The 12,011-nt window shown below is 37.3% G+C and carries 12 protein-coding genes and 1 tRNA gene; 9 read left to right on the forward strand and 4 right to left on the reverse strand.

What is annotated here, in order from left to right; translation table 11 throughout:
* Positions 1–102: 102 nt before the first annotated feature.
* The 4 genes from BM327_RS06215 (at position 103) to BM327_RS06230 (ending at position 3,081) form a co-directional block, all read left to right on the forward strand.
* A complete protein-coding gene (locus BM327_RS06215; RefSeq protein ID WP_090247453.1) occupies positions 103–558 on the forward strand; it encodes a hypothetical protein in 456 nt (151 codons plus the stop codon).
* A 126-nt stretch (positions 559–684) separates the two neighbouring features.
* A complete protein-coding gene (locus BM327_RS06220) occupies positions 685–1,644 on the forward strand; it encodes an MbnP family protein (protein ID WP_170853690.1) in 960 nt (319 codons plus the stop codon).
* Between the two features lies 1 nt (position 1,645).
* A complete protein-coding gene (locus BM327_RS06225) occupies positions 1,646–2,734 on the forward strand; it encodes a cytochrome-c peroxidase (protein WP_090247455.1) in 1,089 nt (362 codons plus the stop codon).
* Positions 2,734–3,081, forward strand: a complete 348-nt coding sequence (locus tag BM327_RS06230; protein ID WP_090247456.1) for a heavy-metal-associated domain-containing protein — start codon at positions 2,734–2,736, stop codon at positions 3,079–3,081. Before BM327_RS06225 ends, BM327_RS06230 begins: the two co-directional genes overlap by 1 nt.
* A gap of 35 nt (positions 3,082–3,116) precedes the next feature.
* Here BM327_RS06230 and BM327_RS06235 read toward each other — a convergent pair whose 3' ends face one another.
* From BM327_RS06235 to BM327_RS06245, 3 genes are all read right to left on the reverse strand, one after another.
* Positions 3,117–4,301 (reverse strand): CotH kinase family protein, encoded by a 1,185-nt coding sequence (locus tag BM327_RS06235; RefSeq protein ID WP_090247457.1) that lies wholly within the window; start codon positions 4,299–4,301, stop codon positions 3,117–3,119.
* 62 nt (positions 4,302–4,363) lie between these two features.
* Positions 4,364–4,440 (reverse strand) — tRNA-Met (locus BM327_RS06240).
* A 168-nt stretch (positions 4,441–4,608) separates the two neighbouring features.
* Entirely contained in the window at positions 4,609–5,358 is a 750-nt protein-coding gene (locus BM327_RS06245; protein WP_090247458.1) for a methyltransferase family protein, read from the reverse strand.
* Between the two features lie 72 nt (positions 5,359–5,430).
* On the opposite strand from BM327_RS06245, the gene BM327_RS06250 reads away from it, so the two are divergent.
* Genes BM327_RS06250 through BM327_RS06270 form a run of 5 tightly spaced genes read left to right on the forward strand, consistent with a single transcriptional unit; the run spans position 5,431 to position 10,888 of the window.
* Positions 5,431–5,820, forward strand: coding sequence for an START-like domain-containing protein (locus BM327_RS06250; protein WP_090247459.1), 390 nt, complete (start codon positions 5,431–5,433; stop codon positions 5,818–5,820).
* A 51-nt stretch (positions 5,821–5,871) separates the two neighbouring features.
* Positions 5,872–7,317: an LptF/LptG family permease gene (locus BM327_RS06255; RefSeq protein ID WP_139230276.1), complete on the forward strand. Its 1,446-nt coding sequence runs from the start codon at positions 5,872–5,874 to the stop codon at positions 7,315–7,317.
* Positions 7,314–8,471, forward strand: a complete 1,158-nt coding sequence (locus BM327_RS06260) for a glycosyltransferase (protein ID WP_090247461.1) — start codon at positions 7,314–7,316, stop codon at positions 8,469–8,471. Before BM327_RS06255 ends, BM327_RS06260 begins: the two co-directional genes overlap by 4 nt.
* Positions 8,410–9,627 (forward strand): glycosyltransferase, encoded by a 1,218-nt coding sequence (locus BM327_RS06265; protein ID WP_090247462.1) that lies wholly within the window; start codon positions 8,410–8,412, stop codon positions 9,625–9,627. The genes BM327_RS06260 and BM327_RS06265 overlap by 62 nt, the downstream gene beginning before the upstream one ends.
* Positions 9,628–9,673: 46 nt before the next feature.
* Entirely contained in the window at positions 9,674–10,888 is a 1,215-nt protein-coding gene (locus BM327_RS06270) for a bifunctional 3,4-dihydroxy-2-butanone-4-phosphate synthase/GTP cyclohydrolase II (RefSeq protein ID WP_090247463.1), read from the forward strand.
* Positions 10,889–10,890: 2 nt separating this feature from the next.
* Here the strand turns inward: BM327_RS06270 and BM327_RS06275 are convergent, their stop codons facing one another.
* A complete protein-coding gene (locus tag BM327_RS06275; RefSeq protein WP_211664709.1) occupies positions 10,891–11,670 on the reverse strand; it encodes a M15 family metallopeptidase in 780 nt (259 codons plus the stop codon).
* Between the last annotated feature and the right edge of the window lie 341 nt (positions 11,671–12,011).

Here is a 12,011-nt window from a genome sequence, read left to right on the forward strand (position 1 = left end):
GAGTTCCCTTTTTTGGTTTTACCCGAAAACGATAAAATAGGATTTCAAGTATTAAATCAAAAAACGTTCTGAAGACTACAAAAGAATAACTATTTTCATGGTGTGAAAAGTCTACTTACACTTCTATTGGGCGTGCTACTTTTTACCAGTTCTTTTCTGGTAAAGGGAATTAGCGTCTATGAGAATTTATGTAGAACCTCTCAAGAAGTAAGCACGAGTCTTAGTTTCCAAAGTTGTAAGCATCAGAATGAAAATTTGGCGCAAGAACAGTCCTGCTGCGAAACGCCCCCCGCTTGTTGCAACACTGCTAAAAGCGAAGAAACGAGCATACAAGCTCTTTGCTGTACCTCTCAACTCAAGAATGCAAGTAATGGTTTAGACTACAACCAAAATCTTAATGATACGGGGGTTAGTCTTGACTTTATTTCCCTCACATACATACATCCTACCCCTTTAACAGCTGTAGGTAATCTTAAAGAGGAGACATCTATCTACACCGATGCTCCCCCTCCCCTTAACAGGAAAATTTACCAACGTATTGCCTGTTATTTAATTTGATACGCCAGTATCGAATTCTTTTTGCTGTATCACAAAAACAGCTCAAACTATAAATCTTAAGGCTTTTTGCCGCACTTAAAACTAAAATTTAATACGGATGTTTACATCCAAGAAAAACACATGCACATGAAAAATTTATTACTTTTTTGCGCCCTAGTATTCGCAGGCTTTGCTAATGCTCAAGTTGATGTTAACCTATTAATACATCACACCTTTAACAACCAAACTCCTGTAATGAACACTCCAGGTTTAATACGTAATGGAGAAGAAATTAAATTTACAAGAATTCAATATTACATTACGCGAATTTCTGTAATTCACGACGGTAACCAAGTAACACCAATTAGCGATGATACTGTTGCTTTAGTAAACGTTGATCACGGTTTAAATACAACCATAGAATTAGGAGAAGTTAATGCAACTACACTTGAAGGTGTAAAATTCCACATCGGTGTTTACGCACCTGTAAACAATGAAAATCCTTCTCTGCAGCCTGCAGGACACCCGCTTGCACCAAGTTTACCAAACATGCACTGGGGATGGGCAGCAGGATATAGATTTGCAGCACTCGAAGGCGTTGCTGGAACCAACTTTTCTCAGATGTGGCAATTACACGGTTTAGGAAACTCGAACTACTTTGAAACAGATGAAATAATGACTGGTTCTACAGTTATCAATGGAGTTCAAACCTTAGAAGTTCATGCAGACTACAGCGGAGCCTTAAACGGATTGAGTGTTTCTCAAGGTTTAATCTCTCATGGAGAAATAGGTGAAGCTAAAAAGATGCTTCAAAACTTCAGTACAGATGTTTTCTACCCTTCGGCAATTGCATCTACTGAAAAGGTAGCTACTCCAGCAACAGAAATCATTGCTTTCCCGAATCCGAGTACAGATGGACACGTAAATATTAGCTCAAATAAAGAGATGACAACACTTTACATCTATGACGCAGCAGGAACTTTAATTACTGAAAGTTCTATTGAAAATAAAAAAGAAGCACAAATTCAATTAGAAAATAAAGGTGTTTACTTATTGAAAGTGATGGATGTAGATGGTGTATTGACAACGCGAAAAATTGTATACTAAGATGAATTTAAAACAAATAGTACCACTACTTCTTGGGGGAGTATTTTTTGTTACATCTTGTAAGAAAGGCACGGATGACATTATAGAATACAACCCTAAGGCGTATACCGTGAATTTTAAAAACAATACGCTCCCTGAATTTATTGTTGCGGCAGATAACCCACTTACTGTTGAAAAGGTAAAACTAGGACGCATGTTGTTTTATGAAAACAAACTCTCAAGAGACGGTTCTATCAATTGTGCAAGTTGTCATAACCAAGCCAATGCCTTTTCAGATACCAATCAATTCTCTTTTGGGGTGGACAATAGTGTAGGAAAACGTCAAGCTATGGCTATTTTTAACATGGCCTACAACACCAACCAATTCTTTTGGGATGGTAGAGCTGATTTATTGCGCGACCAAGCGATTTTGCCTATACAAGATCATTTAGAGATGGATGAGAGTATGGAAAATGTGATTACCAAACTGAAGAATGATCAGCAGTATGTTGACCAGTTTACCAGAGCTTTTGAAAACGGAGAGATAAATACACTTAACATTTCATTAGCGCTCGAAAACTTCATGAATTCCATTATCTCGGAAGACTCTAAGTACGATAGATATTTGGCAGGAAAAGAAACCTTGACAGAGAGTGAAATGAGAGGTATGGAACTTTTCTCTAAAGAATATACAGAGTTCTTCCCGAACGAGTCTGGAGCAGATTGTATGCACTGTCATTCTTTGAATAATTTCGAAAATGACTTGTACATGAACAACGGTTTAGATACGGATGCTGAAATGACGGATTACGGTCGTGAAAATGCTACGGGTGATCCAAATGATAGAGGTAAGTTTAAGGTAACTTCTTTGCGTAATGTTGCCGTTACTCCACCCTACATGCACGACGGTCGTTTTAATACCTTAGAAGAGGTAATAGACCACTACAACGAAGGAATTAAAAACTCGAGTACCGTTGATCAAGCTTTGTTGGGAACAACAGCTACAGGATTAATGTTAGATGCTCAAGAGAAAGAGGATTTAATTAACTTTCTAAAAACTTTAACGGATTACACGTATTTAAATAATCCAGAATATTCAAACCCACATTAATGAAACGTAAAGCAATACAAATTTTTAGCATACTAGGTTTGGTAGCCATGAGTTGCCAAAATAATGCAGCTACAGAAGCCACTGTTGTTGAAGCAAGCTTCAATGTACAAGGAAATTGCAACATGTGTAAAAGTACCATTGAAGGTGCAGTAAACACATGTGATGGAGTTGACATGGCAGAATGGAACAAAGACACCAAGCAAATGATGGTTAAATATGATTCTAGCGTGATTAGCTTAGATGAAATAGATCAACGCATTGCCAACAGTGGTTATGCTACCGATCATCATGAGGCCAACATGGAAGCTTATGAAAAGCTTCCAAAATGTTGTCATTACAAAGATTAAAAACAAAAGAGCCCTACAACATAGGGCTCTTTTTTTTATTTCTGATAACCAAATCGATTGTCCAACATCTTCAATCGTTTCGGAAAATAATCGCTCAAAATCTTAACCTCTATTTCGAAATCATTACTGTCAGGATAATAGGCTCCATTCACGGGCCACTGCTCAAAATTCCTTTGAATATACGGTAGAATTTCCTGACGCATCTCCTCTATTCTTGTGTTGAAATTAATTTCAGAAAAAACTCCACTTCTTCTCAACTCTGCATACCTTTCTCTTAGTTTTCGAGGATAATCATTGTTCAATTCAATAGTCATGAGTCGTTGGATTAATACAGCCCGTTGAGGATCTACATTGCGTTCTAAATCATTTCTATCTCCATTTCCATCCCTTCCAAAAGCATGGTCGTAATCCCAGGGTATGATGCGCAATCCTTTTCCATCCTTCACTTGATAACAATAGAAGTTCTTTAAGATTCCATCACTGTTATTGGACAGCAGTAATAGCAAATGCCAGTCTACGATGTTGTCCAAATCAAAATATTTCCCAACATCTGCTAAAAACTCCGCATCACTGGCATGAAATAAAAAGTGATTCACACGTGCTAAATGAGCGTGCTTATCCACCTTTTTAAATTTCGGGTGTTTTTGAAAATAATAATTCCCGGTTTTACTTTCTTGCTGATTGCTGTGTTCATAAAAAATTCCAGGTTCCTTAAAGAGAAAGGCAGTGGTATCTTTCTTACTTAACCCTAATATTTTGGCATTAACACGTTGCATAGCCAAATATATACCGTGATAATCTCCATTATACGTTACTTGTATGAAGCTACTTTGAGGGGCTATGTTTTGGGGAGACATCTGCCTAAACAAATCATAGGATAATTTATGTCGCATAAAAGTTTTGTCGATATAACTTGCGTGTAATATCCAATCATCTTCTGCTGGTAAATTACATAACTCAAAATCCTTGGTAAACTCCAAACTATAATTATGCTTGCCGTAAGCACTTGATAAACCACCTCTGCATTTTAGCCCCCCTTTAAGCAAGAAGCTATCTTTTTGAGCGCTAACATAGAGAAAAGAACAGCTATCCTTTTGGTCCCAGCCTACTCCTTGTGGCATATCAATAAATAAATGCGAAAGTTCTTTTTTAGTCTCTTCTTGCGGTGATTGACACGCAAATAAAAGCGCGACGGTTAATATCAACAATAGGTGGTTCATGCGCTAAAAGTAAATAAAAGTCACAAAAAAAGGCTTACATCACTGTAAGCCTTTTTTCTCTCTGGTGGCGTGAGGGAGAGTTGAACTCCCGACCTCAGGGTTATGAATCCTGCGCTCTAACCAACTGAGCTACCACGCCTTATTTTCTCTAGAACCGTTGTTCTTAAATCGGGTGCAAATATAATTTACTTTTATGGAAAAACTAAACTTTTTCGAAGTTTTTTTTCAAGCTTTTTTCTTGCCCGACCCTAACTTTCTACTTTTCAACACTGTATAAGAAAAATAATTTTCAATCTTTTTATAGAGATTAAGATCTATCTGCCTCGTGCAACACTTTTGTATGATGTTTTAACGTACGAAGGATTAAAGAAATACTTAATGCCACTACCAAAACAACCACATAATAAAGTCTAAACTCAATTTTCCCTGTAGTAAACCAATCTCTAAAGAAGTCCACAAACAAGAAACCTAACATGGTAGCGGTAACTCCACTGTATTCTCTTCTTAGTATCGTTTTCATAGAGAACTTAATATCATTCTCCTCATAATTTTTAAAGCTTGGAATAAATGCCGGTACTTTTAACGACCAATTCACGTAGTCCTCACCAAACTTACGCTCTAAGAATCTTTCTTCCGCAAACATGATTCTTTCGTAGTACAACCAAAAGGCTAAAGAAACCAATACAACAAACCAAATGTTCCCTGTATAAGCAACTATTCCTATCCACATAAAGTAATTCCCAACGTATAAGGGGTGACGCATAGTTGAGTATATCCCCTTAGTATTCAAAGCTTCAGCCACTTGCTTTTTGGTATTTCTACCCGAAGTATTCTTATTACTTGTTCCAATTGCAATGGCTCTAATAATTTGTCCTAAAAGTGAAAGAACCACAGAAACAACTAAAAGTGCAGTGAAGTACCATCCCTCTTTTTGTAAACAATCATAGTTCGTAAAATAAACTACAGGTATCGCCAAAAGGAACAATATTGTTGGGATTTGACCTCTGTAGCGGAATAAAAAATTTCCAGATTTTTCAAAAGAGTGTACTAGTGCCATTTAAAAGTTTTTGTATATTTCAAGCAATTAATTTCCAGCCGCGAAGTTAAATAATTAAAACTTAAACCAATTATGTCGGATAAAATTAAATTCGAACAAGAGTATTTGCTAAAAACATCACCCAAGGTATTAAACAACATGTTAATGACCCCAAGCGGACTAAGCGAGTGGTTTGCAGACGACGTTAACATCAAAGGAGACATCTACACGTTTATCTGGGACGGTTCTGAAGAACAAGCCCGCCTATTAACCAAAAGACCCAACGAATTAATCAAATTTAGATGGTTAGAGGATGAAGAAGAAGGACGCAATACTTACATCGAATTAAAATTTAAGGTAGACGGCATGACCAAAGAGATTGTTCTTTGGGTAACAGGTTTTGCTTACGAAGACGAAATGGAAGAAATCCAAGACTTATGGGAAAACGCTATAGGCGATCTGAAAAGAGTTCTTGGCGCATAGACAATAGATTTTCATTTTTTTCGTATACATTCGCAACTCCAAAAATTGCTTGTGAATAGGCTTAGTATTTTTTCTATCAAATCATTTGGAGGTCCCCTTCTGGCGACCTTTCTTATTTCCATGTTCATGCTGCTCATGCAGTTTTTGTGGAAATACATAGATGACTTGCTTGGGAAAGGACTCGATACAGTAATTATTCTAGAATTACTTTTTTACGTTTCTGCAAGTTTGTTACCCCTTGCTCTTCCCCTTGCAATTTTGCTGGCCTCCATCATTACCCTTGGAAATCTTGGAGAAAAGAACGAGTTAACAGCCTTAAAAGCGAGTGGTCTCTCTTTGTATAGAATTTTAAGACCCCTTACTTTTGTGGTTATCCTACTTTCTATAGGTACTTTTTACTTTGCTAACTATGTAATTCCTGTTGCCAATTTAAAGTGGCACTCTATAATTTGGGATATACAACAAACCAAATTAACCAGCTTCTTAAAGCCCGGTTCTTACACCGATGATATAGATGGATTTAGCATACGTGTAGTTGAAAAAACCGATAACAAAGTAAAGGGTATTACGATACACGACCATACAGACGAAAAAGTTTTAAAAACCATAACTGCAGAAGACGGAGAATTCTTCAAATCTAAAAAGGGAGACGTGCTCTTTTTAAAGCTGGACAATGGAACCGTAATAGAAGAACTTTCTGACGGAAGTAAGCGAAAAGACAGTGAAATGGGCAAAGCTTATAGAGCGGGTAGAAAATCTAAATTTACTACGGCTACTTATAAGATGAACATGAGTGGTTTTACGGTGGACAGATCAGAAGATGAAAGATTTACCAATGAATACGAAATGCTCAATGTGTTTCAAATCAATCATTTGCTTGATTCTTTAAAAACGGACTACAAAAACGTTGCAGACAATTTTGAAAAACGCGTAAGAGGAGATTTACAATACTACCAAAGTGTAGACTTTTTACCCGCACAAAGCTCAGAAAAAGAAAATGCTGACAGCACCTACCTCGATCAGGACAGTGTACAAATTGATTTAGCAGAACTCTCTGACAATGAATTATCAAAGGCCTACAAAACGGCACTCACACGTATACGAGAAAAGCAAAGAAAGTTAAACGGACAACTCGATTTCGAAGACGCAAAGCATAATAATTTACGTCGTTTTAAAATAGAATTTCACCGTAAATTTGCCTTGAGTTTCACCATTATCGTTTTATTCTTCATTGGAGCACCTTTGGGAGCGATAGTAAAAAAAGGAGGATTTGGAGCACCGGTTGTCATCGCTGTATTACTTTTCATGATCTATTTTGTATTGATAAGTGTGGGAGAAGGAATGGCTGAAAACTTTGTTGTTTCACCTTTCTGGGGAATGTGGGGTCCTAGCTTTATATTGGCACCCTTTGCCATTTTCTTGATGATTTCAGCCGCCAACGATAGATCTCCAATTGATATAAAAGCGTGGCAAAAAAGATTCTCTAAGAAGAAATGAAAATACTTCACTTCACTAATAAACCCATTTACCCGGTAATAGACGGTGGTTGCGTTGCAATGAAAAACACAGCTGACTTGTTAGACCTGGCTGGAGATGAAATTGAAGTAACGCATTTCACGTTGGCTACCCACAAACATCCTTTCTCGGCTAAAGCCTATCCAAAAAAAGAAGAAAAGCTGGTATATTTTCAGGATATACAAACGCAAATTAAACCGTTGCAGCTTTTAAAAAACTATTTTGCTTACGTCCCATATAACGTTCAACGTTTCTATGATGAGGCCGTAGTTGAAACCTTAAAGGACTTATTGGCCATCCATCAAATTGACACGGTAATACTTGAAAGCATATACCTCCTACCCTATTTAGAAGTATTTGTAGGACAAAAAGTATTTGTGCGAACTCACAATGTTGAATGGAAATTATGGGAAGACAGAGCAGAAAGCGAAACAAATCCTTTAAAGAAAATATACACACAACACCTTAGTAAACAGTTGAAAAACTACGAAGAAAAGGAGCTGAAAAAAGTTGATGGAGTACTGAGCATATCAGAAGCCGACAATGCGTGGTTCAAGACCTTCTTGCCCAACACGGCTGTAATTCATACCAGTTTAGCAACAGAAAGCCATCCTTCAGATTACACCAAAAACGATTTCTACTTCTTGGGAGCTTTTGATTGGGCTCCAAATTTAGAAGCCATTACTTGGTTACTTGAAAGTGTATTGAAAAACAAGGAACACAACTTTAACATACATATCGCGGGTAAAAACTTAAACCCAGAACTCTTTAAGGAGTATGAATTTGTAAGCAACCACGGGGAAGTTGAAGATGCGGATGCATTTATTTCCGCACACGGCATTGCTCTCGTACCTCTTCAAACTGGAGGTGGTGTAAAAATGAAGGTTTTAGAAAGTTTAAAACACGGTAAACCAACGATTTCTACTATAGAAGGTGTGCGAGGATTAGATTTAAAAAATGAGAAACACATTGCTTTGGCCAAAACCGAAGACGACTTCTTTGCTGCCATGCTTGCGCTTCAAAAAAATGAAAATACAAGAAAAGCACTTGGATTAGGTGGGAAACAGTTTCTAAATGATAATTTTGCACCAGATAAAGAAGCGAAAAAACTCCTTGAATTCATCAGCAACACATAAAGAGAAATTAGTTGTATTAACCTCTCGTTTTCCTTACCCTCTGGAGAAGGGTGACAAACTGCGTGCTTACTATCAAATGATAGAATTGGCGAAGGTTTACGATATACATCTCCTTGCACTTACTGAAATTGAATTGAAGGATGAATGGATCAAAGAAGTTGAAAAATACTGTAAAGCCATTCACGTTTTTAAACTCAACAAGGTTCAAAAACTTTTTGGTACAGCCTTACAATTGTTGACCAACAAGCCTTTTCAAGTCGGGTATTTCACCAATTACGGCGTAAAAAAGCAGATCAATCAATTACTCAAAGCAATTGAACCCGATCACATTTATTGTCAATTGGTACGACCAGCAGAGTACGTTAAAAACTACCACGCTTGTCCCAAAACCATAGACTACATGGATGCCTTAAGTAAAGGTATACACCGAAGAATTGCTTTAGCTCCGTGGTACAAGCGCCCATTTTTCAAAGCGGAATATCAACGCCTAAGAAATTATGAGCATAAGATTTTCGATTACTTCGAGCATCATAGCATCATAACGGCGCAAGACAGGGAAATGATTTTTCATAAAGACAGAAATGAAATTGCTATCATTCCCAACGGAGTATCGCCTTCTTTTTTCAATTTTCAGCACAAAGAAGAACCTACAAAAGATCTTGTTTTTACGGGAAATTTAAGCTACCCTCCAAATATAGAAGCCTCTTTGTATTTGGGGCAACACATTATGCCAGCTTTACCGAAGCTTAGTCTGCAAATAAGTGGTGCTAATCCTGTTCAGGAAATAAAAGCGCTTGAAAACAAACAAATAGAGGTAACGGGCTGGGTAGATGACATACGTACAGCTTATGCTTCTGCTAAAATATTTGTAGCCCCTATGTTTATTGGTACAGGCTTACAAAACAAACTCTTAGAAGCCATGGCCATGGGCTTACCATGTATTACTACAACCCTTGCCAATAATGCACTTGGAGCGAAGGACAAACACTCCATCTTAATCGCCAACACCGAAGCAGAATTTATTGCTGCTGTAGAAACATTGTTAACAGATAACACATTATACCAACATATACAGGGGAACGCAAGAACCTTTGTAAATAACAACTTTAATTGGCATTCGTCATCCATGCGTCTTATTGACCTCATGAAATCATAACTTAAACCAACTAAAGTTGTTAACTTTGCAAAAGATTTAGAGAAAAATGGAAAACAAACTCAATACAATTGAAGAAGCTTTAGAAGATATCAAAGCTGGAAAAGTAATCATAGTTGTTGATGATGAGGATAGAGAGAACGAGGGAGACTTCTTAACTGCAGCTCGTAATTGTACTCCAGAGATCATCAACTTCATGGCAACTGAAGGAAGAGGATTAATCTGTGCTCCATTATTAGAAGAAAGATGTGATGAATTAGGCTTGGATTTGATGGTAAAATCAAATTCTGCTGTATATGAAACTGCATTTACGGTTTCTGTAGATTTAAACGGTCATGGTTGTACTACAGGTATTAGTGCCAGTGATAGATCGAAAACAGTTAAAGCTTTAATCGATCCAAATATAGACCCTGCCGAATTAGGTAAACCCGGTCACATTTTCCCCTTAAGAGCCAAAAAAGGTGGTGTATTAAGAAGAGCTGGACACACAGAGGCTGCCGTAGACATTAGTCGTTTAGCAGGTTTTGAACCAGCGGGAGTTATCGTTGAGATCTTAAATGAAGATGGATCAATGGCGCGTCTTCCTCAATTGATGGAAATCGCGAAAAAACACGATCTTAAAATCATTTCTATTGAAGATTTGATCAAATACAGAATTCAAAAAGAAACATTAATAACACGTGAGGTTTCTGTGAAGATGCCAACGAAATTCGGTGATTTCGATCTTTACGCTTACGTAAACAAAAATACAGGTGAAGAGCACTTGGCCTTAGTGATGGGTGAATGGGATGAAAATGATCCTGTTTTAGTGCGTGTTCACTCTTCTTGTATAACAGGAGATATTTTTGGTTCTTGTCGTTGTGATTGTGGACCTCAATTGGATGCCGCAATGGAACAAATTAACGAAGAAGGACGAGGTGTAATTGTTTACATGAATCAAGAAGGTCGTGGAATTGGATTGATGAACAAACTTCGTGCGTACAAGTTGCAAGAAGAAGGTTTAGATACCGTTGAAGCGAACCACAAATTAGGATTTAAATCAGACCAAAGAGATTACGGAATTGGAGCTCAAATTTTAAGAGATCTAAATATTCGTAAAATGCGTTTGATGTCAAACAATCCAAAGAAAAGAACTGGATTAATTGGATACGGTTTAGAAATCGTAGAAAACGTTCCTTTAGAAATTAAGAGTAACATTCACAACGAATTGTACTTGAAAACAAAAAGAGACAAATTAGGTCACTCTCTTAAATTAGAGAAATAGCCTTATTCAATAGCTTTATATTTGGCCTTGGCTGCATCGCGGCTGAGGCCATTAAAGTGCCACCACTCGGTACTTAACACCCAAAACCCACCATAGCGCATAACCTTTCTGAGCAACAACCTATTTTCCAGTTGAACATCGCTTAATTCTCCGCTTTTCAAGAAGTCTTTTTCATATTTAGGATAGGCTATTTTACGCAAATCATCAAAGTTCGCACCCATATCCAAGGGAACAGAATCAGCTCTACAAATGGTTAAATCTACCGCGCAACCATAATTGTGCACACTTCCATTTCTGGGGTTAGAAACAAACTTTATCCTTTGCGCAACAGGCAAACTATCCAAAGCCCTCCACATCTTCCACTGCACGCTTCTTGGACGAACAGCATCGTACACCAACAAATGCAAGGTACTATCAATGGCGCTCAAACTATCTTGAACTTTCGCCAAACGCAAAGCTATATCCTCTTGTAAATAAGCCTTGGTCAATACTCCATATAAGTTTGTTGCCAGAAAATTATCTGTAGTACTATATTTTAAATCAACCCATATATTGGCATTAATTATTTCGACATCTACCAAACCTGCATTAATTATCCTTTGCTCTAAGGTGTCCAACATCTCAACTGTATCTACTACTGCTTCTGCAGAAATAAGTGTATCCTTTTGAGATGAAGTCGATTTATTATCTACTTCCACATCTAACTTTTGAAGGTCTTCTTCCTTCTGAGCTATACAAGCTCCAAGAACTAAAAACAAAATGATCAAGTGATAATATTTCATAAATTTTTCTTTCCTCCAACTTCGAAACCGCACTGTAAAAATCAGCATGCTGTTCTACGAAGGTAAAAGAATTTGAAAAGCCCAATTCCAAATTCTATTTTTTCATCTTTCACCACAAAAAAAAGCTTCACGCTCCAACCTTCTTAATATCAACAACTAACACAATACCCCACGCTTCTCCATCCTCGTTTGTAGTAACTTCGAAACCCCACATATTTTGTTCTAGACAGCCTTTAAACACGAGTAAAGTAACTTAAAGCAAGCCAAATCAACCGTTCAGAAGTTGAGCCGTGATCAGGTTGCAATTGATAAAATAAATTTCAATATTTGTTGGGAAGCAA

This window comes from Lishizhenia tianjinensis (genome assembly GCF_900116425.1).
GTDB lineage: Bacteria > Bacteroidota > Bacteroidia > Flavobacteriales_D > Crocinitomicaceae > Lishizhenia > Lishizhenia tianjinensis.

Bases quoted from the DNA above. Each gene is read 5' to 3' on its own strand.
- BM327_RS06220 (WP_170853690.1), top strand. From the start codon at position 685: ATGAAAAATTTATTACTTTTTTGCGCCCTAGTATTCGCAGGCTTTGCT.
- BM327_RS06225 (WP_090247455.1), top strand. From the start codon at position 1,646: ATGAATTTAAAACAAATAGTACCACTACTTCTTGGGGGAGTATTTTTT.
- BM327_RS06230 (WP_090247456.1), top strand. From the start codon at position 2,734: ATGAAACGTAAAGCAATACAAATTTTTAGCATACTAGGTTTGGTAGCC.
- BM327_RS06235 (WP_090247457.1), bottom strand. From the start codon at position 4,301: ATGAACCACCTATTGTTGATATTAACCGTCGCGCTTTTATTTGCGTGT.
- BM327_RS06245 (WP_090247458.1), bottom strand. From the start codon at position 5,358: ATGGCACTAGTACACTCTTTTGAAAAATCTGGAAATTTTTTATTCCGC.
- BM327_RS06250 (WP_090247459.1), top strand. From the start codon at position 5,431: ATGTCGGATAAAATTAAATTCGAACAAGAGTATTTGCTAAAAACATCA.
- BM327_RS06260 (WP_090247461.1), top strand. From the start codon at position 7,314: ATGAAAATACTTCACTTCACTAATAAACCCATTTACCCGGTAATAGAC.
- BM327_RS06265 (WP_090247462.1), top strand. From the start codon at position 8,410: ATGATAATTTTGCACCAGATAAAGAAGCGAAAAAACTCCTTGAATTCA.
- BM327_RS06270 (WP_090247463.1), top strand. From the start codon at position 9,674: ATGGAAAACAAACTCAATACAATTGAAGAAGCTTTAGAAGATATCAAA.
- BM327_RS06275 (WP_211664709.1), bottom strand. From the start codon at position 11,670: ATGAAATATTATCACTTGATCATTTTGTTTTTAGTTCTTGGAGCTTGT.